Origin of the sequence: Dendrosporobacter quercicolus, assembly GCF_900104455.1 — a bacterium.
Classification (GTDB): domain Bacteria; phylum Bacillota; class Negativicutes; order DSM-1736; family Dendrosporobacteraceae; genus Dendrosporobacter; species Dendrosporobacter quercicolus.
Map to the genome: position 1 here is coordinate 104596 of NZ_FNHB01000006.1, position 26161 is coordinate 130756.

General features: G+C 52.6%; 26 protein-coding genes. 22 read left to right on the forward strand and 4 right to left on the reverse strand.

Going from position 1 to position 26161, the window contains the following annotated elements; translation table 11 throughout:
• The first annotated feature begins 83 nt into the window (after window positions 1–83).
• The 4 genes from BLR06_RS12350 to BLR06_RS12365 all read left to right on the forward strand — a co-directional run bounded on the left by BLR06_RS12350 (window position 84) and on the right by BLR06_RS12365 (window position 5228).
• Window positions 84–1055, forward strand: a complete 972-nt coding sequence (locus BLR06_RS12350; protein WP_092073652.1) for a SpoIID/LytB domain-containing protein — start codon at window positions 84–86, stop codon at window positions 1053–1055.
• 187 nt (window positions 1056–1242) lie between these two features.
• A complete protein-coding gene (locus tag BLR06_RS12355) occupies window positions 1243–2898 on the forward strand; it encodes a spore germination protein (RefSeq protein ID WP_092073654.1) in 1656 nt (551 codons plus the stop codon).
• Entirely contained in the window at window positions 2882–4009 is a 1128-nt protein-coding gene (locus BLR06_RS12360; RefSeq protein WP_173812737.1) for a GerAB/ArcD/ProY family transporter, read from the forward strand. The genes BLR06_RS12355 and BLR06_RS12360 overlap by 17 nt, the downstream gene beginning before the upstream one ends.
• Window positions 3993–5228: a Ger(x)C family spore germination protein gene (locus tag BLR06_RS12365; RefSeq protein WP_092073658.1), complete on the forward strand. Its 1236-nt coding sequence runs from the start codon at window positions 3993–3995 to the stop codon at window positions 5226–5228. Before BLR06_RS12360 ends, BLR06_RS12365 begins: the two co-directional genes overlap by 17 nt.
• Before the next feature lie 11 nt (window positions 5229–5239).
• On the opposite strand, the gene BLR06_RS12370 is transcribed toward BLR06_RS12365, so the two are convergent.
• On the reverse strand, window positions 5240–5476 hold the full coding sequence (locus BLR06_RS12370; protein ID WP_092073660.1) for a hypothetical protein: 237 nt from the start codon (window positions 5474–5476) through the stop codon (window positions 5240–5242).
• A gap of 110 nt (window positions 5477–5586) precedes the next feature.
• Here BLR06_RS12370 and yabP point away from each other — a divergent pair, with 110 nt between their 5' ends.
• From yabP to BLR06_RS12395, 5 genes are all read left to right on the forward strand, one after another.
• The gene (yabP, locus tag BLR06_RS12375; protein ID WP_092073662.1) at window positions 5587–5865 is read left to right on the forward strand and encodes a sporulation protein YabP; all 279 of its coding nucleotides are present in this window, start codon (window positions 5587–5589) and stop codon (window positions 5863–5865) included.
• 9 nt (window positions 5866–5874) lie between these two features.
• Complete coding sequence (locus tag BLR06_RS12380) at window positions 5875–6609, forward strand: lytic transglycosylase domain-containing protein (RefSeq protein WP_245698139.1); 735 nt, start codon at window positions 5875–5877, stop codon at window positions 6607–6609.
• A gap of 4 nt (window positions 6610–6613) precedes the next feature.
• Window positions 6614–7111: a spore cortex biosynthesis protein YabQ gene (yabQ, locus tag BLR06_RS12385; protein WP_092073664.1), complete on the forward strand. Its 498-nt coding sequence runs from the start codon at window positions 6614–6616 to the stop codon at window positions 7109–7111.
• Between the two features lie 100 nt (window positions 7112–7211).
• Window positions 7212–7502: an FtsB family cell division protein gene (locus tag BLR06_RS12390; RefSeq protein ID WP_092073666.1), complete on the forward strand. Its 291-nt coding sequence runs from the start codon at window positions 7212–7214 to the stop codon at window positions 7500–7502.
• Between the two features lie 88 nt (window positions 7503–7590).
• The gene (locus BLR06_RS12395) at window positions 7591–8019 is read left to right on the forward strand and encodes a S1 domain-containing RNA-binding protein (RefSeq protein WP_092073668.1); all 429 of its coding nucleotides are present in this window, start codon (window positions 7591–7593) and stop codon (window positions 8017–8019) included.
• A gap of 142 nt (window positions 8020–8161) precedes the next feature.
• On the opposite strand, the gene BLR06_RS12400 is transcribed toward BLR06_RS12395, so the two are convergent.
• Window positions 8162–8443 (reverse strand): ferredoxin family protein, encoded by a 282-nt coding sequence (locus tag BLR06_RS12400; RefSeq protein ID WP_092073670.1) that lies wholly within the window; start codon window positions 8441–8443, stop codon window positions 8162–8164.
• The gene (locus tag BLR06_RS12405; protein WP_092073672.1) at window positions 8443–9804 is read right to left on the reverse strand and encodes an FAD-dependent oxidoreductase; all 1362 of its coding nucleotides are present in this window, start codon (window positions 9802–9804) and stop codon (window positions 8443–8445) included. Before BLR06_RS12405 ends, BLR06_RS12400 begins: the two co-directional genes overlap by 1 nt.
• Window positions 9805–9929: 125 nt before the next feature.
• On the opposite strand from BLR06_RS12405, the gene BLR06_RS12410 reads away from it, so the two are divergent.
• Window positions 9930–11171 carry a hydrogenase small subunit gene (locus tag BLR06_RS12410; protein ID WP_092073674.1) on the forward strand — a complete coding sequence of 414 codons (1242 nt, stop codon included), beginning with the start codon at window positions 9930–9932 and terminating at the stop codon, window positions 11169–11171.
• Window positions 11168–12559, forward strand: coding sequence for a nickel-dependent hydrogenase large subunit (locus BLR06_RS12415; protein WP_092073676.1), 1392 nt, complete (start codon window positions 11168–11170; stop codon window positions 12557–12559). Before BLR06_RS12410 ends, BLR06_RS12415 begins: the two co-directional genes overlap by 4 nt.
• Here BLR06_RS12415 and BLR06_RS12420 read toward each other — a convergent pair.
• Window positions 12513–13157, reverse strand: coding sequence for a cytochrome b/b6 domain-containing protein (locus tag BLR06_RS12420; RefSeq protein ID WP_092073678.1), 645 nt, complete (start codon window positions 13155–13157; stop codon window positions 12513–12515). The genes BLR06_RS12415 and BLR06_RS12420 overlap by 47 nt on opposite strands.
• Window positions 13158–13449: 292 nt before the next feature.
• Between BLR06_RS12420 and spoIIE the strand changes: the two genes are divergently transcribed.
• From spoIIE to BLR06_RS12480, 11 genes are all read left to right on the forward strand, one after another.
• Complete coding sequence (gene spoIIE, locus BLR06_RS12425; protein ID WP_092073680.1) at window positions 13450–15903, forward strand: stage II sporulation protein E; 2454 nt, start codon at window positions 13450–13452, stop codon at window positions 15901–15903.
• A gap of 276 nt (window positions 15904–16179) precedes the next feature.
• On the forward strand, window positions 16180–16944 hold the full coding sequence (locus BLR06_RS12430) for a threonine/serine exporter family protein (protein ID WP_218039507.1): 765 nt from the start codon (window positions 16180–16182) through the stop codon (window positions 16942–16944).
• 32 nt (window positions 16945–16976) lie between these two features.
• The gene (locus tag BLR06_RS12435; RefSeq protein WP_092073682.1) at window positions 16977–17432 is read left to right on the forward strand and encodes a threonine/serine exporter family protein; all 456 of its coding nucleotides are present in this window, start codon (window positions 16977–16979) and stop codon (window positions 17430–17432) included.
• Entirely contained in the window at window positions 17416–18810 is a 1395-nt protein-coding gene (gene tilS / locus BLR06_RS12440) for a tRNA lysidine(34) synthetase TilS (RefSeq protein WP_092073684.1), read from the forward strand. The genes BLR06_RS12435 and tilS overlap by 17 nt, the downstream gene beginning before the upstream one ends.
• Complete coding sequence (hpt, locus tag BLR06_RS12445; protein ID WP_092073686.1) at window positions 18803–19339, forward strand: hypoxanthine phosphoribosyltransferase; 537 nt, start codon at window positions 18803–18805, stop codon at window positions 19337–19339. Before tilS ends, hpt begins: the two co-directional genes overlap by 8 nt.
• A 104-nt stretch (window positions 19340–19443) precedes the next feature.
• Window positions 19444–21324 carry an ATP-dependent zinc metalloprotease FtsH gene (ftsH, locus tag BLR06_RS12450; protein WP_092073688.1) on the forward strand — a complete coding sequence of 627 codons (1881 nt, stop codon included), beginning with the start codon at window positions 19444–19446 and terminating at the stop codon, window positions 21322–21324.
• 173 nt (window positions 21325–21497) lie between these two features.
• The gene (locus BLR06_RS12455; protein ID WP_092073690.1) at window positions 21498–22493 is read left to right on the forward strand and encodes an asparaginase; all 996 of its coding nucleotides are present in this window, start codon (window positions 21498–21500) and stop codon (window positions 22491–22493) included.
• A 371-nt stretch (window positions 22494–22864) separates the two neighbouring features.
• Window positions 22865–23719: a pantoate--beta-alanine ligase gene (panC, locus tag BLR06_RS12465; protein WP_092073694.1), complete on the forward strand. Its 855-nt coding sequence runs from the start codon at window positions 22865–22867 to the stop codon at window positions 23717–23719.
• 2 nt (window positions 23720–23721) lie between these two features.
• Window positions 23722–24105, forward strand: a complete 384-nt coding sequence (panD, locus tag BLR06_RS12470) for an aspartate 1-decarboxylase (protein ID WP_092073696.1) — start codon at window positions 23722–23724, stop codon at window positions 24103–24105.
• Window positions 24106–24226: 121 nt separating this feature from the next.
• Complete coding sequence (locus tag BLR06_RS12475; RefSeq protein ID WP_092073698.1) at window positions 24227–25219, forward strand: biotin--[acetyl-CoA-carboxylase] ligase; 993 nt, start codon at window positions 24227–24229, stop codon at window positions 25217–25219.
• 34 nt (window positions 25220–25253) lie between these two features.
• Window positions 25254–26018: a type III pantothenate kinase gene (locus BLR06_RS12480; RefSeq protein ID WP_092073700.1), complete on the forward strand. Its 765-nt coding sequence runs from the start codon at window positions 25254–25256 to the stop codon at window positions 26016–26018.
• Window positions 26019–26161 lie beyond the last annotated feature (143 nt).

Below are 26161 nucleotides of genomic sequence, written 5' to 3' on the forward strand. Positions count from 1 at the left end.
AAAAGCTTGCCGCAAGGCAAGCTTTTTGGTATTTATTTGAGCGCCTCTGCCATACTAAGAGTAAACGCCGAAGGAGGAAAATTATGAACAATAAAAATCGCAAGGCCTATTTACTGGTGGTGCTGCTGACCGTGAGCGCTCTAATTTTCGCTGCCTGCTCCCGGCAGCCGCAGAAGATGCCGGAACCGGGAGATCAGGGAGCGCCACAGCAAAATACTCAGGGAACTGAGCCGGATATTTCCGTTTATATGCACGAATCAGGCGAAAAAAAATCAATGAAGATGGAGGACTATATTGCCGGAGTAGTGGCCGGTGAGATGAAATCCGACTGGCCCGTCACAGCGCTGGCGGCGCAGGCCATCATTGCCCGGACCTTTACCGTCCAGGCGATTGAGGAAAAAGGCGGCGTTCCCGAACGGGGAACTCAGGCTTCAACCGATATCAAGGAATTTCAGGCTTACAGCGCCGCCGCTGTCAATGACAATGTGCGAAAAGCAGTAGAAATGACCCGCGGCATGATCATCACTTATCAGGGCAAGCCGGCGCAAACCTGGTTTCACGCTTCAGCCGGAGGAATGACGGCCACGGCCAAAGAAGGCCTGGATTATCAACAAGCCGAACCGCCCTATATTCAGTCAGTTCAGTCGCCGGATGAGCTTGCGCCGGCTGATGTGAAAAACTGGACAGCGGCTTTTTCCAAACAGCAGGTAATGGCTGTACTGGCCGGGAAAGGCCAAACCGTTAACCGTATTGACAGTATTGAGATTGGTCAAAAAGGCCCGTCGGGGCGGGCGATGACTTTGGTCATTAATAAAAATATCAATATATCAGGTCCCCAAATGCGTCTTGGACTGGGCAGTACGGAGTTGAAATCTATGCTGCTTGATAAAATTGAGGTAACCGGAGACCGGGTGACATTTTCCGGCCGAGGCTATGGCCACGGCGTCGGCCTGTCGCAATGGGGGGCGAATAAGCTGGCGACTATGGGAAAAACCCCTGAAGAAATCATTGCCCACTATTTTACAGGGGTAACAGTGGAAAAACGCTGGAACTGACAAGACCGCACAGCGGCGGAAAGGTTATGACGGAGGGAAACAAGTCATAACCTTTCCGCTATTCCGGACTGCCGGAGGGCTGCAGCCGGTGCATAATAAATCCATTAGCTGTAAAACCTTATAGAATAAGGCTTTCGCTGAAAAAAGCAAAGCAGGGGTGCCGAATAAAACGGCTAAGGAGTGGGCAATGGACGGTAATTCTAAAATGAAGGTTCATAAACTGTCGGCAGCTGTCCCGCACGCTGCAATGAATAAAGCCCGGGAAAGGCTGCATGCCTTGCGGCGGCTCACGTCACAGGGAGCCGAACTGGGCGAGGAATTGTCGCAGGTGGTCGAACGGATCCGCCAGGTCGCGGCGCCGGCTGACCAGCCGTTTCTGTTTACCGGGCAGTTGGCTGAGAATCAGCATTTATTACAGGCTGCGCTGCGGGACTGTGATGACGTCAAATACCGCACCTTTGAGACTATAGGCCGCAAAGCCCTGCTGGTCTATCTGGATGGCATGACCGATACCGTCATGCTGGAAAAAAACGTGCTGGAGACCTTGATGCAGGCTGAGGAGCCGCAGTCCGCAGCAGGCTTTGAGCTGGAAAAAACGCTGTCGACGCTGTTTACCACCAGTTCACTGACGGTCGTTACCAATACGGCGGTAGCACTGGAGGCAATTTTGATCGGCCATGCTTTAATCCTCCTGGACGGCGTTGCCAAGGGAATCGTGATCGGTTCGATTAAACACGTCAAACGCAATGTGGAAACAGCCAGAAGTGAAGGCAGCGTCAGAGCGCCGTTCGACGCCTTTAACGAGACCTTGCAGGACAATATCGTACTCATTCGCCGGCGTTCACGCGACCCTCAGCTTAAGGTGCGGATCATCAGGGTGGGTGAGCGGACGAAAACCGCGCTGGCTGTCATTTATGTCGCCAATCTTGTCAAGCCCGGGTTGGTCGAAGAGTTGTTCCGCCGGCTTGAGGCGATCCACACGGACCGTATTCTGCTGGCCACCAATTTGTCTGAAGCTATTACAGATCATCCCTGGACGCCCTTTCCTCAGGTCATCGATACGGAAATGCCGGAACGGGTGGTGGCTTCGTTATATGAGGGGCGGGTAGCCATCCTGACCGACAATACGCCCTTTTGTCTGATTGTTCCCTGCACCTATACCGCCATCATGCAGTCGACCGACGATTTTTCGGTTCAGCCGGTCATTGGCAGCCTGCTGCGCCTGACCCGGCATGTAGCGGCCTTTGTCGCCATCTACCTGCCGGCGATTTACATTGCCATTGTCTCTTATCATCCGGGCATATTGCCCACTCCGCTGGCCATATCCATTGCCGAGCTGCGGGCCAAGACGCCGTTTCCGTCTTTTCTGGAGGCGGTGATGATGGAGGTGCTGCTGGAGCTGATTCAGGAGGCTGTCGTGCGGCTGCCGAATAAGCTGGTCGGCGTTGCCAGTATGCTTGGCGCTTTTGTTATTGGCACAACCGTAGTACAGGCCGGCCTAATCAATCCTCTGCTGGTCGTGGTGACTTCGGTCACCGCCATCGCTTCTTTCAGCATCAGCAGTTACAATTTCGGCATTGCCCTGCGGGCGCTGCGGATCCCCATGTTTATTGCCGCGTCGGTGCTGGGCTTGTACGGTGTAATCATCAGCGCCTTGCTGGTGACCATTCATTTATGCTCACTGCGCAGCTTTGGCGAATCCTGGCTGGGCGGAGCCGGCGACATTACTTTACTGCAGGACTGGAAGGACGGCATCGTGCGGCTGCCGGCCAGATATCTGCGCAGCAGGCCCAAGGAAATGGGCGGTCAGGAGCTGAGCCGGGCTGGTGACGACAGTGGCTAATTTAGAGGCCAAATTTCAGATTTCCCCCTGGCAGTTAGCTTTGCTGGTGACCGCCACGGCGTTCGGGCCAGGGATCATCATTGGCGGCCGGGCGCTAGCCGAAGCCGCCGGCGTTCACCAATGGCTGGTTTTGTTGATGGGATCAGCCGTTCATTGTGTATTTGCGCTCATGATGCTCCAGCTGGGGCTGAGCCATCCCGGCCTTGGCTTAGTGGAAATTATGCCCAGCCTGTGGGGCCGTTTCTGGGGCAATATCATTACCCTGGCTTATATTGGCCTGTACATCACCTATTTTACAGTCACTTTGGGGGTGTTCAGCCGGATCATTACCGTTTTTATGTTTGACCGGACGCCGCCGGAAATTCTGGCGATGGGGATGCTGATTGCCTGTACTTATTGCGCCGTCCAGGATTTTGGCACGATATTACGAATCCTGCAATTTGTGTTCCTTACCACTGTGCTGGTCTTTGTCCTCATTTTTTTCACCGGCATATTAAGCGCCCAGCCCGAACATTTGCTGCCGTTCTGGCCTCAGGATTTCGGCAGCCTGTTAACAGCGGTGCCTACGATCTGGCACGTGTACGCCGGTTATGAGGTGATCCTGCTGATCCTGCCCCTGCTGGTCTGCCGTACGACCAAACCCGGTAAAACAGTGGCGATGGCATTTGGCTTTATGGGGTGCATTCATGTTGCCTTTGCTCTGCTCACCGTTAGTGTGTTATCAGCTGAAAATGCCAAAAACCTGGCTTTTCCAGCCATGGAAGTGGTCCGGTTTGTCGAACTGCCGGGCACCTTTGTCGAGCGGCTGGAGACCTATCTGCTGGGCGCCTGGATTCCCAATGTGTTCACTTCACTGTCCGTTTTTTTGTACATGCCGGCTTTTGCGTTAATGAAGCTCTGCGGGCACAGTGATCACCGGCCCTGGGTGCTGCTGCTGGGGCCCTGGCTGTTGTTTGTTTCCACCTTTTTCAGCGACATGATGATCCTGATCCAATCTGTTTCCAGCATGATGCAGAAGCTGGCCTGGCTGCTGTCGGCGGTGATTGTGCCGGCCAGTCTGGTTTTGACTTGGCGCAAGAAACGGAGGGCAAAGCATGATTCAACAGGCTAACGTCCGGATTTCGGCGGTTACCGCCGTTTTGGCTGTGCTGCTGGTGGGGTTCAGTTTGCTGCTCAGCGGCTGCTGGGACCGGCGGGAACTGCAGGAGCGCAATTTTGTGCTGGCGGTAGGCGTTGATTACGCCGAGCCGCCGGCGGACAGCGCGGAACAGGCTGAACGTCAAACGGAAACTTTTGTCCAGCCCAAAGGCCGGAAGGTTTATCTGCTTAGTTTGCAGGTGCTGAATTTATCAGCATCCGATAATAATGCGGAAAGCGGCCCCGGCGGGGCTGAAAAGTATTTTGTCATAGCCAACAGCGGCCAGACGCTGTTTGAAATCGTCCGGGATATGGCCGGTCAGGTAAGCCGGACTTTGTGGTTTGAGCATATTCAGACTATTGTTATTAATGAAGAAGTGCTGAAAGAGGACGGCCTCAATCCGATTGTCGACTTTTTTTCCCGCGATTCGGAAATGCGGGCCAGGATCAGGGTAATTACTACGCCTGGCCAAGCCCGCAAAGTGCTTGAGTTTAAAACGCCGAACGGTGAGCCCAGCGGGATTTTTCTGAACGGATTATTGCGCAATCATGTCAAAGATGCCCATTTGATGGGAGCGCGTACCGATATGGGATTTGTGCTGCAGTTCCTGGCCAACAAAATGGACTTTCTTTTACCCCGGGTTGTGCTGAGCGGCGATGTGCTGAAGGTGGGCGGCGGCATAGCGATAAAACAGGATAAAATGGTCGGAATTACGGATGAATATACCACCAAAGGCATAAAGCTCATCCGGGCAACCGAGAAATCGGTCCTGATTACCGTTAACTGTCCGGACCATCCGGAAATGATTTTTACTTTTGAGCTGTTTCAGCATCATACCAAGCTGACGCCGCGTATCGACGGCGATAAAATCACCTTTACGCTGGACATTTACATGATTGGCAATATTGGCGAGCTGCAGCGTTGTCCTGACCCCGGACACAAGGCTTCCGATCCGGAGTTTGTCAAACAGCTTGAGGTGCTGTTTGCCGATGAGGTCAAACGGAATGTCCTGCACTCCTGGCAGGAGATGCAGAAAATGGAGGCGGATGTGCTGGCGGCGGGCAAAACGCTCAAAGGATACCGGCCTGAGGTCTGGGAGAAAGTCCAGGACCGCTGGCCGGAGGTTTTCGCAACCATACCGCTGGAACCATCGGTTAATGTCACAATTCGCGGTTCGGGTGAACGAATCTGATGCAGGGCTGTTTAGTCGTACATCAGGCCAAACAGCCAGAAAATCAGGCAGGCTGCAAGGTAGGCGACGGCGGTTTGGCGCGCCAGCTTTGTTTCTCTCAGGCGGGGGCTGTTATGTCTTTCCAGTACGTTGCCCAATACCGACAGGGCAAAGGCGGTGGCCAGAAAATAACAGATTACCCAAACCGTTAAATACTTGTTGAGGATAAAAGCGGTTTTGGCCCACAGGTAATACCAGTCAAAGTTCATAGATAAGCCCTTCTTTTCATGTTTTGTTAGAGTTAGTATGCCCGCTAAAGGGTACTATTTTAACCATGTCAGGCATATAGTTAACTAAAAATGTGGCGAGGAGGGCGGATATGCCAATAGATAAAACGCCAGTCTGGCGGCACCAGCTGACTTTGGTGGACCGCGAAGAGCTGAATGTCGACGGAGTAATCAGTTTAGGCAGTTATGATGAAAAAGAAGTTGTTATGGAAACTGAGCAGGGCATGATGCTGGTACGGGGCGACGGACTCAATATCAAGCAGTTAAATCTGGATCAGGGCAATATTATTATTGACGGAATCATTAAGGCCATCAGTTATGAGGAGGCCGGCCAGTCCAAAAAAGGCCTGCTCAACCGGCTGTTGAAGTAAGGTTAGGCTGTGCGGAGCCGCTGGCTGTCGGTATGGTATGCATTGTTAATCCTTCTGGCGGTTGAAATCATTGCCTATGGTTTAGCCGGTATCGCCGTCAATCTTTATCGCAGCAGCGTTTGGCGAAACTTTAACGCCGGGGTCAGGGAGATGCGGGAAGTTGACGAAAAAACTCCCTATGCCGAATATATTAACCGCTATGCCCGGGAGCAAGGGGTCAGCCCGGCAATTGTCGCCGCAGTCATGCAAGCGGAGAGTTCTTTTCAGCCGCGGGCCTTATCACCCAGCGGCGCGTATGGTTTAATGCAGGTAATACCCGGGACCTGGCGTCAGGTCAATCAGCAATTAAAGGTGTGCAGCAGCCGGCATGCCGGCGACTGCACAGTAGAATGCTATTATAACCCGGAGCTTAATACCCGCATTGGAACCGCCTATCTGGGACAGCTTAACCAACAGTTTGCAGGGGACATGGTACTGGCCCTGGCGGCTTATAACGCCGGTCCGGGGGCTGTCGAAGCTTATGGCGGCATACCGCCGTATGAGGAAACCCAAAGCTATGTTCAGCGGGTTATTGGCTATTGGTATCAAACCGTAGGCAAGGGTTTGCCTGCTGACAGCGGCTATGCCGGCCAGTGGGAGTCAATACAGGCTGGTTTAGGCTGGCTGACGGTGATAACTGTGGGGCTGGCGGTTTTGGCAGGCCGGCGTTTGTACCGGTCGGCAGGTTCGTGGCGGTGGAGGTGATAAGATGGATTTTACCGGCCAGGCCGCAACTTTTTTGACCACTTTGGTTCTTGGGGCGCTGTTGAGCGTTATTTTTGACTTTTACCGGGTGCTGCGCGGTATTTTCAAGCCCCGCTCCGCCATTACGTATGTATTTGATTTGCTATACTGGCTGCTGGCGATTTTTCTGGCCTTTAGCGCTCTGTTGATCAGCAACTGGGGGGAGTTGCGCTTTTATATCTTTATCGGACTGGCCGGCGGAGCCCTCCTGTATTTCCGGTTACTCAGCCGTTATGTGCTGTTTGCCCTCATTCGTTCCATTCGCCTGCTGCTGCTGACCATTACCTGGTTCAAGGCGCTGGCGGTAAAACTCATTGTTCAACCGGTTGTTTACTGCGCCGGCTTCGCCTGCAGGCCGTTTGTTTATGGAGCAGGAAGAACGGCCGCAGTCCGGCGGCGGCTGGCCGGCTGGCTCCGGGCCAGACTGCGGCGGCCGCCCAATCAGGATGTCCCGCCTAAATAGCCGGGTATTTATTGGCTAAATCCTCTTTTTTTCTGAAAAAAGAGGAAATAACAGTCAGGCTGACGAACTAGAACAGCACATTAAAGTATTAGGCGGTGTGATGATGCAACGGCGACGTACGTTCCGGGTTAAATGGTTCCGTTTGATTGTTGTAACGTTATCTGCTTATTTAATCTACGCCGGCGTTAACCAGTACAACCAATTAAGCGCTATTCAGCAGGAACAGACAATGATTAAGCTGCAACTGGAACAGGCCCGTGAGGTTAATGCCAGTCTGACCGAGGAACGAAAGCGGCTGAATGACCGCGCCTATATTGAAAAACTGGCCAGGGAAGAACTGGGGCTGGCCAAACCGGGCGAAACTCTTTATATGCCGGCAGATAAAAATTAAGTTGGGTCTATTTCTTGACACGTTTTACAGGGCAAGAGTATAATATGTTTGCAAAACCATGATTTTTTAAGGAGGAAATTTGATTAGTATGTCCATCGAAGTTGGCAGTGTGGTAGAGGGCGTTGTAACCGGAATCACAAATTTTGGTGCATTTGTCGAGCTGCCGGGAGGAAAAGTAGGTCTTATTCATATTTCGGAAGTTGCTGACGTTTATGTCCGCGATGTAAAAGATTTTCTTAAGGAACAGGATAAAGTCAAAGTAAAGGTATTATCAGTTGATGAACGCGGGAAAATTGGATTGTCCATTAAGCAGCTTCAACAAGCTAGTTCTAACTCCGCACCACCACCAAGGCGAACGCACGCCAACGACCATCGGCGTCCTAATCGTTTCAACAGCGTTACTTTCGAGGATAAACTGAACAAGTTTCTGAAAGATAGTGATGAACGTCTGTCTGATTTGAAGAAAAACACCGATTCCAAACGCGGCGGACGCGGCGGCGCCCGCCGGGCTGAGTAAGCTGAACAGCCTGCTAAGAAATGTCCTGATGCTGAACAAATCGCCATTCCCCGGCGGGACTTAACACCCAAAAAGATTGCCGGTTATTGTTTAACAATAACCGGCAATCTTTTTGGGTGTTTGTCATTCGTCCGATTGACGCTCAACCCTCGCGGAATTCCACGCCGCAGCCGTTCCGGGGGTAAGAAAAATCGATGTTTGGGCAGATCAGCCGGCAGGCGCCGCACTCCAGGCACTGGCGATAGCATACGGCCACCGGCTGGCTGTCGGTCTGTCCGCCGGAAAACACACCGACCGGGCAGAAGGTAAGGCAGGGCTTGTCCCGGCAGTCCTGACACAGCGCCGGGTCGGCGATGCAAATGTGCTGATGCTGTTCATCAGGGGTGAAATGCAATAGTCCCAGCCAGTAATCAAGCTTGTTCATCAGCGAACCGCCTTAAAAATATTCCAGGCATCACCTGCCATTTTGAGCAGCGGCTGCATGCTGGTAATTTTTTTAAAAATAAATTTTCGTTTGGCCTGTTTCGGCATGGTATATACTTTGGAAACCTGATAGGCTGTTTCGTTGGTTATACGACTGTATAAATTAAACAGGTAAGGCAGGCGGCGTTCAAGGCCGGCCAGACCGGCATTGGCTTTTAAATCCTGCAGGACAAAGCTTTCCTCCAGCAAGGTACGGTACAGTGACAGTTTGGCAGTGGAAAAATCACGGCTGAGCCTGGCCTGGCAGGCAGCCTTGGCGGCAAAGAACCCTGACCACATCGCCAGGTTGAAGCCGTGGGTGCCATTGACCAGTGAAGCGGCGTCGCCGATGATAACCAGACCCGGGTGTACCAGCCTGGGGACTGCCTGGTAGCCGCCTTCGGGAATGACTGCGCTGCCGTATTCTATTGTTTCACTTCCGTCAAGCAGGGATTTGATAAAGGGATGCTGTTTAAGCCGGTCCAGCAACTGGTATGGTCTGATGCCGGATCTGGCAAAATTAGCGACAGACATGCCAATATTGATATTGAGGCTGTCCTTAAACGTATGGATAGATCCTGTACCGTTTAAACCGGCTGTTGGATAACCGATTAAACCGATAATTGCGCCCTGGCCCGGCGGCAGATTAAAGCGATCCTCAATTATTTTGGCCGGCAGGGCGATTGTTTCTTTTACATAAAGCGACAAATTAAGCGGCGACAGCCTGGGCGTCAGGCCGGAGCGTTCAGCAACCAGGGAATTAGCGCCGTCGGCCAGGATAACGATATCCGCTTCAAAGCAGTCGGCCTGCGGCAGTGCAAGACGGACGCCGATCGCCTGTTCTCCTTCAAATAACACTGTTTCCACTTGGTGGTTGAATTTCAGGGTGGCGCCGGCGTTAACCGCTTTATCGCATAGCCAGCGGTACAAATTACGGCGTTTGACGGTAAACCGGTTATACGGGGCTGCGGCCAGTTTCATACTGTGAAATGAGCCCGACAGTACCGCATCCTCGGTCATGCACCAGTAAGCCTGCTGCGTTACCACGCGCTCGCATTCGCATTCATTCCAGAAGTCGGGAAAAAGCTTATGGGTGTGTTCGGCAATAAGCGAAGCCCCGCCGCAGTTTTTGGCGCCCGGCCAGGGGCCGCGTTCGAGCAATAGTACATTAAGGCCTTCCCTGGCCATGAAGTAGGCGGCTGTGGCTCCGCCCGGCCCGGCGCCAACGACGATTGCGTCATATTTAGGCTGGACTGCCGGTTTGCCTGACGGTTTTTTAATTATTTTGAGCGGTTTTTTAAACCGGTACCAATGGTTCAGCATAGTTCATCACCTGGAGTATAGTGTTTACCAACATGGTTGTTCATACTCGTTGCGAGCGGTACATAACATTACCAATTTTGGGGATTTTAAAAAATAGCGGCAGTGAATGAAAGGAATTAAATTTCATGATTACGCGACGCGATTTTATTAAGTTATGTATGTCGACAGCAGTTTCCTTTAGTCTTACCGACCGGATTGCGCCGTTCATCCAGCAGGCTTTTGCAACAAGCCAGGCAGTGCGGCCGCCGGTAATCTGGCTGGAACTGGGCTCCTGCACCGGCAATTCGGTGTCGCTGGAGAATGCCTTTAATCCGTCAATCGATCAGTTATTGTTTGATATGCTGGATTTGCGCTATCACTGGCTGCTGTGCGCCGAGCAGGGAGCAGCCAGTGTGCAGGCAATGCTGGATACGGTCAAACAGGAGCAGGGCCAATTTTGGCTGATTGTGGAGGGGGCGGTAATGACTGCGGACAACGGCCGGTATAACGAGTTGTTTATCCGGGACGGGAAAACGGTTACCGGACTGGCGGCTTTGCAGGAAATTGCCCCGCAGGCGAAACATATTATTGCGGTTGGCGACTGCGCCTGTTTTGGCGGTCCGGCCGCCGCTCATCCCAACCCGTGCGGAGCCAAAGGGGTGTGGGAGGTCATCCGGCAGCCGGTCATCAACATTCCCGGCTGTCCGGCTCATCCTGACTGGATGAGCGGCACTTTGGGACATCTGCTGCTGTATGGCCGGCCTGAACTGGACAGCTATCAGCGGCCGGTGATGTTTTTCGGCCAAACCATTCATGATTTATGCCAGCGGCGGCAGCAATATGAGGACGGGGTTTTCGCCCGATACCCCGGTGAGGCCGGCTGTTTATATAAGGTCGGCTGTAAAGGTCCGGTGACCCATGCCGACTGCCCGCTCCGGCAATGGAATCATTATGTCAATTGGCCGGTGAAAGCCGGAGCGCCGTGCATTGGCTGCGCGAGCCCGCAGTTTCCGGACGGACTGATGCCGTTTTTTCATCATCTCCCGGAACTGCAGGCCGGCCTGATGCCCCTGAATGTGAAAAAAATTGGTGCAGCCCTGGCAGCTGCCGGCGCAGGCGGTGTTGTTACCCATTTGGCGGCCAGTATATTTGCCCGCCGCATTCATCGGCATTACCTTAAGGGGACAAAACCGGAACAACCCCTGCCGCCGGAGAATCTGGAGCAGGTTAAGCAAGAGCTTGATGATTTGATTAAACGGCAGCAGTCCTTGCTGGCTGAGGCCAAAAAGCTGGCCCGGCCGGGTAAGCGCCGGAACAAGAAACGGCTGTTGAAGAAAATAAGTGGCTTTTTGCAACCCCAAGCTCCGAAGAAGGATGAAACCGAATGACAATAAAAACAATATTTCCCATGACCCGCGTCCATGAGCCGCTGAAAGTGGAGGTGGATGTACAAAACGGCCAAGTGGTTGACGCCTGGATCGGCGCAACCCTGTTCCGCGGTTTTGAGGCCATGATGCAGGGCCGCGACCCGCAGGATGCCGCGTTATTCACGCAGCGGATCTGCGGCATCTGTTCGACCGCCCATGCCGTGGCTGCGGCCTATGCCTTGCAGCAGGCCTACAGGGTTGAACCGCCGCCCAACGGGCAGCAGCTTACCAACCTGATCTTTGCTGCTGATATCATTCAAAACCATCTGCGCCATTTTTATATTCTGGCTCTTTTGGATTATGTAAAAGGGCCGGATAAGCCGCCCTTCACGCCCCGGCTCCAGGGCGATTACCGGCTGCCCGGAAAATTGAATGATGAATTAATGCTCCACTACCGGGAGTCAATCCCCAAAGCGGCGCGGGCTCATGAGATGATGGCCCTGTTCGGGGCCAAGGCGCCAATGGCCCAGTCAATCATGATTAGCGGGGTGACCGAACGGGCGACCGCCGACAGAATCACCGCTTACGGCGCAATCCTGAAAGAAATCAGCGAGTGGGTTGATTCGGTCTATCTGGCTGATGTAATGACAATTGCCGAGTATTATCCGGACTATTACCAGATCGGGGCCGGTTATGGCAATATGCTGTCCTATGGTCTGTTTGTCCAGCCGGTTACCGGTAAGTATCAATTTGCCCCTGGCGTTGTGATTGAAGGCGGCCAGGCCGGCCCGCTGGACGTCAATCAAATTGGTGAAGAAATCCGCTACAGCTGGTACCGGGATCAAACCGGCAATCTGCCCCCGTCCGCTGGCCGGACCGTCCCTGACCGTGATAAGCCGGAAGCTTATTCCTGGGTGAAAGCGCCTCGCTATGAAGGCCGGTGCTTTGAAGGTGGTCCATTGGCCCGGGGCTGGATTAACGGTGATTACCGGCGGGGCATATCGGTGATGGACCGGCTGGTGGCCAGAGCCCAAGAAACGCAAAAAATTTGTAAGCTGGCTGCCGGCTGGCTGCAGCAGCTAACGCCTGACGGACCGGCCATCCGGCCGTTCACTCCGCCGCCGGATGGTGACGGCGCCGGTTTAACTGATGCGATGCGCGGACCGCTGGGGCACTGGATCAGCGTCCGCAAAGGCAGGCTTAGCCATTATCAGGTGGTTACACCGACAGCCTGGAATTTTTCCCCGCGGGATGACCGCGGCTTACGGGGGCCGGTGGAACAGGCGCTGATTGGCACCCCGGTGGCCAATACCGACAGCTTAATTGAAGTAGGCCGGGTCATCCGGTCCTATGATCCCTGTTTTACCTGTGCGGTTCATCTTCTGGCGGCGCCGGAGGCAAGCCGGTAGTAAATTCCGTCAGGCCTGCCGCTGGTTCGGAATTTACATAACCGGTAAACATTGATTGGAGCCTGGCCGGACTTTCAGTAAACACCAGATAAAGGTGGACCGGAATAGAGGCGGCAAAGAGCAGGGCAACGCTAAAGTGCATCAGGCGGATGGCGTTCAGGCCGCCCAGCAATCGTTGGAATCCAATGGCGTCAGACGGGAAAAACAGGGCGGCGCCGGTAGCGGCGGCGCATAGGATACCCAGCAGCCAGGCACTGTAGAGCAGTTTTTGTCCGGGGTTGTAGCGGCCGTAATTGGGCATGCCGTCGGTGATGAACAGCAGATACCGGGCGAGGCTGGGGAGGTTGGCGAAATCCCGCCGCAGGAACAGGATTTCCGGCCATTTAGCGGTAAGGAAATAGTAATAGATTTGGACGGTCAGGTTCGCGATCAGTATAGCGCCGCAGAACGAATGCAGTTTCCGGACAAGCCCCGCTTTCAGCTGTATTGTTTCAGCCGGGCTGTTCAGGTATAGGCCGGTCAACAGCAGAACGGTTACAGCGGCTGCCAGCGTCCAGTGGCATATTCGTACCGGCAGAGGGTGAACAAGCAATTTCATTTTTTTCTCTCCCTTGTTATAGTAAGAGCAGCAGGCCGTTGGTACTCTTTGTCATAAAATTCCCCGCCGACCGGTTAATTAAACGCCTGTTTCGACACAACCGCGTTGACCCGCCGCAGGCAATGGCTGTCTCAGCCGGTAAATCAAGAGTTTTTTTGTATGATAAAGCCGGGTAATGTCAGTTTTTTTTTATTTTGGGCTGACTTGTTAAGACAAATATTTGCTTACCGGTATAGGTACAATTAATAGCACATATATTGTACGTTAAGGCTATTGGTTAGGGGTGAATACTATGCCGAAAGTAACTGTTGTAACTATGCCGGAACAGGTTTTTCACGGGCCTAAGCAGCCGCCGGCGGCCGGTCCTAAACCGCAGCGTCGGAAACTGGCCTGGAGAAAGGCCCTGCTTAAATTGCACGGCTTCATCGCGCCGGTATTTTACTGGGAGTATTTGCCGCTTAATGTACTGGCGCTGCTGCTCAGCCGTCTGACTATTCTGGGGGAAATGTCCCCTTTCGGACTGGCGCTGTTTGCCGCTGTCGCCCAGGTTGCGCGCGAGCGGGCGTCCATTGTAGCGGTCTGGGCCATTGCCGGGGTATTAAGTACCGGCCAGTTTGGCGAAGCCGGGGTATATCTATGGGCTGTAGCGCTGTATTTGCGCTGGCGGAACAAAATTACGCGCCTGCACCGCAAAATGCTGGCAGTACCGTTATTGATGTTTTGCGCAGTCATGAGCGGCGGTTTGCTGCTGAATTATCTTGAACAAGGGACGCTTTATCACAGTGTGACGGTGTTATTCAATGCCGCCATATGTTTGATTGCCTCTTATCTGTTTATGTATGGCGTGCCGTTAATGGTCAGCCGGAAAAAGATTGCCGCAGCTTGTCTGCAGGCGGCCAGTGAAGGCCTGGTTTGCCTGATGGTTGTTTTGGCCCTGGCTGTTGCGGGCTTTGGCGGGGCAACAATCTTTGAATACAGTTTGCGCAACATTGCCGGCAGTGTGCTGGTATTGCTGCTTGCTCTGGGAGGCGGCGCCGGGCTTGGCGCTGCGGCCGGGGTAGCGGTTGGTTTTGTGTCCGGGCTGCATGACGGCAATGTACCGCTGGCCATATCCTTATATGCCGGCGCCGGCGCTGCCGGAGGAGCTTTCAAGTCCTGGGGGAAATATGCTGTCATTTTAGGTTTCATTTTGGGCAGCGTTGCGATTAATCTATGTTTTACGCAAATCAATCTGCTGATGCAGGCGCTGGTTGAGACTGTCCTGGCGGCGGCATTGTTTTTGTTTATTCCGGCCGGAAGACTGATTCTACTCCGGGACAACGCCGCCGCCCGCGCAGCGGATGCAGGTACTGGCGCGCAGGTCGATGAAGCTGTGGTCAAAATGAACCGTATCGCCGGGATGTTTGATGAACTGGCCGGGGCGTTTGGTATGATCGTGGCCCAAAATCAGGCCAGAATCCGGGATGAGGAACTGGCCAGGGTGCTGACCGCGGTTGGCGAAAAGGTATGTGAGAAGTGCGACCGGCGGGCCAGATGCTGGGAGCAGGATTTTTACCGTACTTATCAGGCCGTGCTGGATATGCTGGGACAAGCCGAGCATACGAAGCTGACGGTTGACGGCATGCCTGGCGGACTCAGGGAGAACTGCGTACGGCGGAAAGCTTTGACCGAAGTTGTCAATGCCGTAATTGAGAAAAATAAAGCCGGCTCCTATTGGCAGAAACGAATGATTGACCACCGCCAGTTAGTTACCGAACAAATGAAGGCCACCAGCAGCATCATTACCAACTTAGTGCAGGAAATGACCAAAGAACCGCTTTCGGACCGGGAACTGGCGGCTGCGTTTAAAACCAAGGCAGCAATGATCGACTGCCGTTTGGATCAGGTACGGATTACCGGCGCTCCGGGAAGCGGGATGATTGAGGTCTGCAAACAGCCCTGCAGTGGGACCAGGGAGTGCGTGAATACCATACTGCCTCTTGCCGCCGGTATGATGCAGGAAAAAATGACGCTGCAGGCTGCATGCGGCAACAAGGCCAGGCAGGAAAAGTGCCGGCTGAATATCCAGACAGCCAAACGGTTTGCAGTGGAAAGCGGAGTCGCCAGAACCGCTAAAGAGAGTCAGGATATCTGCGGCGATACCTGTGCGGTGGTCCCGTTAAACAAAGGCAGAATAGCATTGATGCTCAGCGACGGCATGGGCAGTGGCGCTAAAGCCGCCGGCCAGAGCGCTATGGCGGTCGGTTTTCTGGAAAAGCTGCTGGCGTCGGGGTTCGAGGTTGATGTAGCGGTCAGAACGGTAAATTCCATGCTGCTGCTTCGTAATCCGGAGGAAACCTTTGCCACGATTGACATTGCAGTCATTGATACCTATTCAGGCAAAGCAGAGTTTCTTAAAGTTGGTTCAGCGCCCAGTTTTGTAAAAAGAGTGCGGGAAGTCAGCACAATTACGTCGGTTTCGCTGCCTATGGGAATTGTAAACCATCTGGAAATTGAACCGGTAAAAGCGACGCTGGTCGGCGGCGATGTTGTGGTCATGGTGAGTGACGGCATTGCCGATGCGCAGCAGCCTGCCGCCGGCAAAGAAAACTGGGTGGCAAACTTTTTGCGAAGAACAGGCACTATTGATCCCCAGGAACTGGCTGACCGGATTTTGCAGGAGGCAGTGGCTTTGTCCGGCAACACGGTCCGAGATGACATGAGCGTGGTGGTTGCCCGAATAACCGACAGGTCCGAACTGCCGTAAGGCAGTTCTTTTTTTGCCCTTTCGCCGGCTTGTCCATCCTGCTTCGTTGACATCGCCCAACAGATTCGAGCTGTGACGGCTCCTTCGCCTCGCCGGTGGAAAAATTTCCGGCAAAACATCCTTGTTTGACTGAATTACGGCAGCAGAAGGTATGAATTGTTTGAAAAATGTGGTATAAATAAAAAGTCTTAAGGCTAAGTTATCATTGCAGGGGATAGGAGGAATTGCGGCGGTCAGGGAGAACCTTTAATAAATATATGCTGTGTGAGAGGTGATATGGTGGAAGCTCACCTGGAGGGAATGCTGGACACGGCGGTTTTGGCCGGGGAGATTCTATTAAAAAACGGAGCTGAGACTTACCGGGTGGAAGAAACGATGATCCATATCGCCAAAGCGTGCGGCGCCGTCAATGTTGAAAGCTTTGTCATTCCTACCGGTGTTTTTTTAACGGTCACTGATGCGGCGGGACGTTCGGCAACGACGATGCGGCGGGTAAGAAACCGGACCATAAATCTTGACAGGGTAGCCAAAATCAACGCATTGTCCCGCCGGCTGGCCGAACGGCGAATAACCTGCCGGGACGCGGCGCTGGCATTAAAGCGGATTGCCAGGGAACGCACCGGGTTTTCCCTGGGACCGTCGATGATTGCCTCCGGGCTGGTGGGCGGCAGTACGGCAATCCTGCAAAATGGCGGCGTTTATGAGATGCTGGCTGCTTTTGCAGCGGCTGCGCTGGTGCGCTATATCGCCCACGTTGTGTCAAGGCTGCATGGCGTTCAGGTTACTTATGAATTTCTGGGCGGGATGACCGCTGCGCTGAGCGGAGTTTTGTTTTATAAGCTTTGGCCGTTCCTGGGGCGGGATGCAGTCATCATCGGCGGAATTATGCCGCTGGTGCCTGGAATGGCAATTACTAATGCCATACGCGATGTCATGGCCGGTGATTTGCTGAGCGGTATATCCAGGGGCATGGAAGCTGCTTTAACGGCCGGTGCAGTGGCAATGGGCGTGGTTCTTGTCCTGGCTACTCATACGTGGTAACCCGGTTGGCGGAGAGGTATGAGGTAATTGCTATGGTTTTAAAAATGGTGGCCGTTTTTTTTATGTCGGCGGCGTTCGGGGTATTATATCGTATTCCCGGCCGGCTGGTCGCAGCGGCCAGCCTGGTGGGGGTTGCGGCCTGGCTGACTGTCATGCTGATCAAAAGCATTGGCGGCAGCTTGATTATGGCTAATTTTGCGGGAAGCGTAATAATCGGCCTTGGCGCTGAAACTCTGGCCCGGCGGCTGAAACAGCCAGCCGCTGTTTTTATTATTCCGGGCTTTATCCCTCTGGTGCCGGGCGGCGAAGCCTATACGACAATGCTGTATATGGTAGAAGGCCATTATGTTGAAGGCGTATCGATGTTTATGCGGACCGTGTTGACCGCCGGTGCGATTGCCTTCGGCATTTTTATCAGTTCTACAATATATCGCTTGTTGATAAACTATAACACAGAGAGAAAGATGCATAATGCTGGAAAAGATTGAAAGCTGGATTAACCGGTATGAGTTGCTCAATTCCGGTGATTTTGTCCTGGCGGCGTGTTCCGGCGGGCCGGATTCGCTGGCTTTGGTGCATAGCTTGGTTCGACTGCGCTCAAAATACAAGATAAGACTGGCTGTCGCCCATGTCGATCATATGCTGCGCGGCGAGGATTCCGAGGCTGATGCCGAGTTTGTGGCTAAATTCTGCCGGCAGCTCAATCTGGCGTGTTACCGGACGGCGGTCGATGTGCCTGGCTATATTGCCGAAACGGGCAGGTCGCTCCAGGATGCGGCCAGAAAACTGCGGTATGAGTACTTGCGGCAGACTGCACTCGGGATCGGCCAGGCTAAAATTGCAACCGGGCATCATCGGGATGACCAGGCGGAAACGATCTTAATCAACTTATTGCGCGGGGCCGGCAGTACCGGCCTAAGCGGTATGAAACCGTATCATGCGGGAATTATCCGGCCGCTTTTGGGGATCAGCCGGGCCGAAATCGAACAATATTGTCAAAACCAGGGCTTGATTCCCCGCCAGGACAGTTCCAATTTTAAAACTGATTATCTTCGCAACCGGATCAGGCTGAATTTACTGCCTGAATTGGAGCAAAACTACAACCAGGCGATTAAGGAAACTTTATGCCGGACGGCTGAGCTTATTGGCGGCGAGCTTGACTTTATCCGGCAAACGCTGGTGGATGTCTGGCCGCAGATTGTCCGGGAAGAGCAGGACCGTTTTTTTGTCAGGCGTTCCGGATTGGCCGGCCTGCATATTGCCCAGCAACGGGAAATCATCCGGCTGGCTATTGAAAAAAAACAGGGCAGCTCAAGAGGAATTACATTTGTACATGTGGAAAAGTTGATAGAAATGGCTTTAACGGGAAGAACGGGCAGTGTGCTGGAATTACCCGGCCGCCTGCGGGCCAGGGCCGGGTATGACGAGGTGGAGGTATACCGCCAAGCTGAACCGGAGCTATCGCCGCCGGTTGCAGCGCGCCGGCTGAATCTGCCTGGTAAAACTTATGTGCCTGAGCTTCATTTGACCATTGTGGCTGAACTGTGTACTGCCGTACCGGAAAAGCTGCCGCCGGCTTCGGCGGTTTTTGCATGGTCGGAGCTGGAACCGCCGCTTTACATCCGTACCAGAAGGGACGGAGACCGGTTTCGGCCGAAGGGGTTTAACGGCAGTAAGAAAGTCAAGGATTTTTTTATTGATGCTAAAATTCCGCGTGAAAAAAGGGCGATTACCCCAATCATTTATGATGGAAAAGGCATTCTGTGGGTAGGCGGATACCGTCAGGCTGAACGGGGCGGTATCCCGGTGGATACTCAGCAATTTTTACAGCTTAGTTTATGTACGGGGGAGGAACATCATGATTAACGATGTGGAACGAATATTAATTAGCGAGGCGCAACTGGCGGAACGCATCAAAGAGTTAGGCGCGCAGATTACCGCCGATTATGCGGGAAAGGAAATTCTAGCCATTGGCGTACTGCGCGGCGCAGTGGTATTTATGGCCGATCTGACCAGAGCTATAAAGGTTCCGGTTGCGATTGACTTTATGGCGGTATCAAGTTACGGCGCCGGGACGGATTCCAGCGGTGTAGTGAGAATCTTAAAGGATCTTGACGAGAATATTGAGGGCCGCCATCTGCTGATTGTTGAGGATATTATTGATTCAGGCCTGACTCTTACGTATTTACTGGAAAATCTCAAATCGCGCAAACCGGCCAGCATAAAGCTTTGCACTTTACTGAATAAGCCCGAACGCCGCAAGGCCGAGGTGCAGATTGATTACAATGGTTTTACTGTTCCTGATTATTTTGTCGTTGGCTATGGACTGGATTTTGCGGAGAAATATCGCAATTTACCATTTATTGGCATACTGAAACCGGAAGTATATAAATAAATCAGCCTAGTACCTTGATTGTTAATTCTTAGATTTGGTGTTATAATATTTTTCTATGGAGAACATTCTGGTGTTATGTGATCTAGTGAGAGGAGGGCTACTTGTTGAACAAATTTTTCCGTAATGTGAGTTTCTATTTGCTTATTATCATTATCGCCATTTCTATTATTGACTACTATTCAACACGCACAACCAATAAGCAAGAAATAACCTATACGCAGTTCTTACAGCAAATGGATGAACAGAAGGTGGAGCGGGTAACGATTGTTGAAAATTCAATTCGCGGTTGGCTTAAAGATGGTACGGAGTTTACCACAATTACACCAAACGATCCTACTCTCATTAATACGCTGCGCGAAAAAAATGTTAATATTAAAGCTGAGCAGCCACCGCAACCGCCTTGGTGGACAACGATTTTTTCGTCAATTTTACCAATCCTGCTGTTGATCGGGGTTTGGTTTTTTATCATGCAGCAAACGCAGGGCGGCGGCAACCGGGTGATGTCTTTCGGCAAAAGCCGGGCGAAGCTGCACAGTGAAGAGAAAATCAAAATAACCTTTACCGATGTGGCCGGTGCTGATGAAGCAAAACAGGAATTACAGGAGGTTGTCGAGTTTCTCAAGCATCCGAAGAAGTTTAACGATTTGGGCGCCCGGATTCCCAAGGGCGTATTATTGTTTGGTCCTCCCGGTACCGGCAAGACCCTCCTGGCAAAAGCCGTAGCCGGTGAGGCCGGCGTACCTTTCTTTAGTATCAGCGGTTCCGACTTTGTGGAAATGTTTGTCGGCGTTGGGGCGTCAAGGGTCCGGGATCTCTTTGAGCAGGCCAAGAAAAATGCGCCGTGTATTGTATTTATTGATGAGATTGATGCTGTTGGCCGTCAGCGCGGAGCCGGACTGGGCGGCGGCCACGATGAACGCGAGCAGACCTTAAACCAGCTGCTGGTGGAGATGGATGGGTTCGCCGCCAATGAAGGGATTATTATCATTGCCGCCACCAACCGTCCTGACATTCTTGATCCCGCTTTATTGCGGCCGGGGCGTTTTGACCGGCAGATTGTTGTTGATAAGCCGGATGTTAAAGGCCGCGCGGAAATTCTTAAAGTTCACACCAAGGGCAAGCCTGTGGACAAAGAGGCGAATCTGGAAGTCTTGGCCCGGCGTACACCGGGGTTTACAGGAGCTGATCTTAGCAACCTGATTAATGAGGCGGCGTTGCTGGCGGCCCGCCGCAATAAAAAGCGTATCGAGATGCCCGAACTGGAAGAATCAATTGAACGGGTAGTTGCGGGACCGGAACGTAAAAGCAAGGTGATCAGCAACAGGGAAAAGAGGCTGACTGCTTATCATGAAGCAGGCCATGCCCTGATCGGCATGTTGTTGCCGCATACCGACCCGGTACACAAAGTATCCATCATACCCAGAGGCCGGGCCGGCGGTTACACCCTGATGCTGCCGAAAGAGGACCGTTATTACGCCACAAGATCGGAACTGCTCGATCAGCTTAAAACGCTTCTGGGCGGCCGGGTGGCTGAAGAGGTGGTGCTGGCTGAAATTAGCACCGGCGCGCAAAATGATTTGGAGCGGGCGACCGATTTGGTCCGTAAAATGATTACCGAGTATGGCATGAGTGAAGCCCTGGGGCCGATTACTTTCGGCCGGCGTCAGGATCAGCAGGTGTTTTTAGGACGGGATATTTCCCGGGATCGAAATTACAGCGAAGAAGTGGCGTATGCCATTGACAAGGAAGTTCGCAAATTGATCGAAACCGCATATGATGAGTGCCGGACAATGCTGAAAGAAAATATTGATAAACTGCATCTGCTGGCCAATACTCTGATTGAACGGGAAACGCTGGAAGCTGAGGAACTGGAACAGCTGATGAAAGAAGGAGCCATTGCAAAGAAGGCCGAAATCGCCGACAGCGGGCAGCCTGTCCAGAGCGATGGCGAGGGACCTAGAATTGTTTATATCAGTCGTAACTAGTTAGTCACGGCAACTGTTACAGCGTCAGCCTTAAACTGTGCGGCGGCGGGGCGGGAAGCCCGTCAGCCCTCCGGCTTAGGGTTGATGCTGTATTAGCGTACCGCCTAAACGCACTGTCAGGAGCGCTGGCTGGGCCATTTGTTTTTTATTGTATGGGACGGGAGGAAAACCAAATGAGTGAAATCTTGTTGCATTATACCCGGGCGGGCAGAGTGGAAAGTATCCACCGGGGCGATATTGTGGCTGTAGATGTAACCGGTAAAGTAATTGATTGTGTTGGCAATGCTGAGAAGCCGATGTTTTGGCGATCCGCCGCCAAGCCATTCCAGATTCTTCCTTTTGTACGGCAAGGTGGATTGGAAAAATACGGTATCAAGGAAGAGGAACTGGCCGTTATGGTATCTTCTCACAGCGGCGAACCCCGGCATGTGGAATTGGTAAAACAAATTCTGGCGAAAGTCGGGCTAACCGTTGATGCTCTGGCTTGCGGCGCTGTCCGCCCCATGGATGGGCGGACGTCACGGGAATTGGTAAAGCTTGGTCTAAAACCGCAGGCTGTGCATAATCCCTGCTCCGGCAAGCATGCCGGAATGCTGGCTTTATGCCGGCTGCTCAATTTGCCGGTGGCGGGTTATACCGAGCCGGAGCACGAGGTTCAACAAATCATGCACCGGTCGGTTGCCCAAAGCGCCGGCCTGACTGTTCAGCAGGTTGATATTGGCATTGATGGCTGTGGTGTACCCGTCTTTTACCTGCCTTTAGCCAATATGGCGCTGGCCTATGCCCGCCTGGCATTGCCGGAGCAGGCCGGCTGGGGCGAAAACGAACAGGCGGTTACCGCCATCAGGGATGCAATGCTGGGTTATCCGCAGGTTGTCGCCGGTACCGGCCGGGTTGACACCGTACTGATGCAGCTGACCAAAGGCCGGATTCTGGCCAAAGTTGGGGCTGAGGCTGTTTACTGCCTGGCTTCGGTAGCGGCCGGAATTGGCATAACCTTCAAAATAGAGGATGGCGGGCACCGGGCAATTAATCCGGTAATTCTTGGTATGCTAAAGCGTCTGGGACTGATTACCCAGGCTGAATACGACGAGCTTGCCGCCCAATATCCGCCGGTTTTAAGGAACCACCGGGGCGATGTTATTGGGACAATTGAAACTGTGTTCTAAAAAATGAGAGGTGTGTTTAAGTGCCGGGGGCAGTTAAACACACCTCTTTTCTATGCGAAGGAGAGACAATTACCGGCGACTTTAAAGATTGCCCGTTACCGGTAAACATGTTATGATAGCTGGTGATAATATGTCAGTGCTGGGCGGCATCGCTATGAGCCGCACCCGGATTTTCAAAATACGAATAGCTCTGCGTCCGCTTAGATCTATCAGGCTGAGACGGAATCGGATGATCGGTTATCATGCAAAGTCGTTCCAAGCTGAAACAGGGAAGTCTTTTATTGAATTGATACTGGTCAGACAGTGGAGGGCTGGCGTTTTTTAAAAATTCGGCTTGTACTAGAATTACTTACTAGGAGGTCGATATTTTTATGAAAATCGTTCATCAGATTAATCAGGTTAAAGGGATGATTCGCGAAGTAAGACAGAAGGGCGGGACGATTGGCTTTGTTCCTACCATGGGCTATTTGCATGAGGGCCATTTGTCCCTTATGCGCCGGGCCAAGGTCGAACAGGCGGTGGTCGTTGCCAGTATTTTTGTCAATCCGCTGCAGTTTGGACCCAAGGAGGATTTGGCGGTTTATCCGCGCGATCTGGAACGGGACAGTGTCCTGGCGGAAAGCGCCGATGTCGATATTTTATTTGTTCCGGCGGTAGAAGAGATGTATCCTCAGGGCGTTAAGCGGTTTCTTACGGTTGTTGATGTTGCTGCAATTACCGGGGTCTTATGCGGCGCAGCACGTCCCGGCCATTTCCGGGGCGTAACGACAGTTGTGAATAAATTGTTTCATATCGTTGAACCCGATGCCGCTTATTTCGGACAGAAGGATGCGCAGCAAGTGACTGTGATTAAGCGGATGGTTGAAGATTTAAATATGAATATATCGATTGTGACGGTGCCAACGGTCCGCGAGGCCGACGGTTTGGCGCTGTCTTCCCGCAATGTTTTTTTGAACGTCGCCGAACGGCGGGCGGCCTTGGTTCTACATCAATCACTGCAAGCGGCTGTACGCCTGCTGGCCGGTGGCTGCCGCAGCGCTGCGGCTATTCGTGCTGCAATGACTGCGCTTATCGCGGCCGAGCCACTGGCAAGCATTGATTATATTGCTGTGGTTGACAGGGACAGCTTAGCTGAAATCGCTGCCATCTCCGGACCGGTATTAATTGCTCTGGCGGTTCGAATCGGGAAAACCAGATTAATTGATAATATGGTGTGGGAGGGGTAGCGATGTTCAGGACAATGCTTAAATCCAAATTGCACCGGGCAACAGTAACCCAGTCCTGCCTTAATTATATTGGCAGCATAACCATTGATGCCGATCTTATGGCGGCGGCCGACATTTACGCCGGCGAGAAAGTGCAGGTTGTGAATAATAACAATGGCGCGCGGCTGGAAACTTACGCGATTGCCGGTGAACGCGGTTCAGGAATTATCTGTTTGAATGGAGCGGCAGCCAGGCTGGTGCAGCCTGGCGATACAGTAATTATTATCACCTATGTGCAGCTTGATGACCAGACGGCGCAGAACTATCAGCCGACGGTGGTCTTTTTAAACGAGAATAATACCATTGCCGAAATTCAGAGCGGCGAACAGCATGGTGAAATTCGCTGATTGACAGATTGAGCCGGGATGTTTATCATTTAGTATTAGAGACTTATGCAGGGAATACTGGTTTATGCGGGCTTAACTGACTAAACCTGACGGTAGTTCCTAAAACTGGGAGGAAGTATTGGTGCGTTCTAGTATTCTTCATTTACTGCGTCAGCATTCGGGCGATTACCTGTCAGGTGAGGAGATTGCCAGGCAACTGGCCGTTTCCCGCACAGCAGTCTGGAAGCATATGCAGGAGCTAAAACAGGAAGGCTATGCCATTGACGCGCACTCCAGGCGCGGTTATCGTTTGCGGCAGGTTCCCGACCTGCTGTTGCCGGCTGAAATTCGCTCGGCGGCCAGGACCCGCAGACTAGGGCGGGAAATCCATTATTTTACACATATTGATTCGACGAATAATGAAGCAAAGAAATTAGCTTTCGCCGGCGCTGCAGAAGGAACTCTGGTCGTGTCGGAAGCGCAGAACAGCGGCCGGGGACGGTTGTCGCGCGGCTGGTTTTCCCCTGAGCAGCTGGGAATCTGGCTGTCGGTAGTTTTACGTCCGCCGTTTAGTCCGCAGGACGCGCCTAAATGTACGTTGCTGGCGGCGGTTGCCATCACCAGGGCAATCGGCAGTGTCTGCCAGGTAACCTGCGGCATAAAATGGCCCAATGATATTTTATATGAGGGCCGGAAGCTTGTGGGCATTCTTACTGAAATGAGCGCGGAGATGGATGCCATCAATCATATCATTATCGGCATGGGTATAAATGTGAATATGAGGAGCAGCGACTTTCCGCCCGACTTAAGACCCATTGCCACTTCACTGGCCGAAATAACCGGGCAGCCGGTTTCCCGGTTAAAGTTGTTGACGGCCGTATTAATGGAACTGGAAGAATTGTATCAGGCGGCAGTTACGTGCGGTTTTACCGAGGTTTTGAACGAATGGCGCAAGTATTCCGTTACACTTGGACAAACTGTTGATATCACCGGCATTAACCGGCAGTATTCCGGCTTGGCCGTCGATATTGATGAAGACGGGGCATTACTGGTCGAAACAGCAACCGGCATTCAGAAAGTACTGGCCGGCGATGTTTCTCTTCGACCGAAAAAAACTGAAACCAAACGGGAATAGGCGATTAATTACTTTTTTGGGGGATTCATTACATATGCTGTTAGTATTTGACATAGGCAACACGAATATTGTGCTGGGTACCTATGAAGGGGAACGGCTGCTGCAACATTGGCGAATATCTACCGACCGGGGCAAGACCGGTGATGAATATGGAATGCTGATCAATGAATTATTTAATTTCCACAATTTAAGTATTAAAGATATTGATGCGGTGATTATCTCTTCGGTTGTACCACCTCTGGTTGTTCCGTTAGTCAGAATGTGTCAGCGCTATTTTAATGTCGAGCCGCTGGTGGTAGGACCCGGCATAAAAACCGGTATTTGCCTCAGATATGAAAATCCCCGCGAAATCGGCGCCGACCGGATTGTAAATGCTGTGGCTGCGCTGGACCGCTATGGCGGACCGCTGATTATTGTTGACTTTGGAACTGCAACCACTTTTTGCGCGGTGGCGAAAAATGGCGATTATCTGGGCGGAGCCATTGCCCCCGGTATTGGCATATCGACTGAGGCTCTGTTCCAGCGGGCGGCGAAGCTGCCGCGGATTGAACTGGCCAAGCCCAAAACGGTGATTTGCCGCAACACGGTCGCCAGTATGCAGTCAGGCATTATTTTCGGGTTTACCGGCCAGGTGGATGAAATTGTCCGCCGGATGAGGGAAGAACTTGGCAGCAATGCCAAGGTAGTGGCGACAGGCGGGCTTGCCAATATGATTGCCCAGCAGTCCCGGACGATTGATGTTGTAGAGCATTTTTTGACTTTGGAAGGATTAAGGATTTTATATGAACGCAATTCATAGCAGCCAACGGCGCGATAACCAGTCGCGCCGTTCGTTATGAGAGGAGTAGCGAACCACAGAGGACACGGAGGGCACAGAGGGATGACGAGGGAAAACGCGTCCTTGCGGTATCCTCTGTGGTTAAACTATTTTTTCGTCTGTTT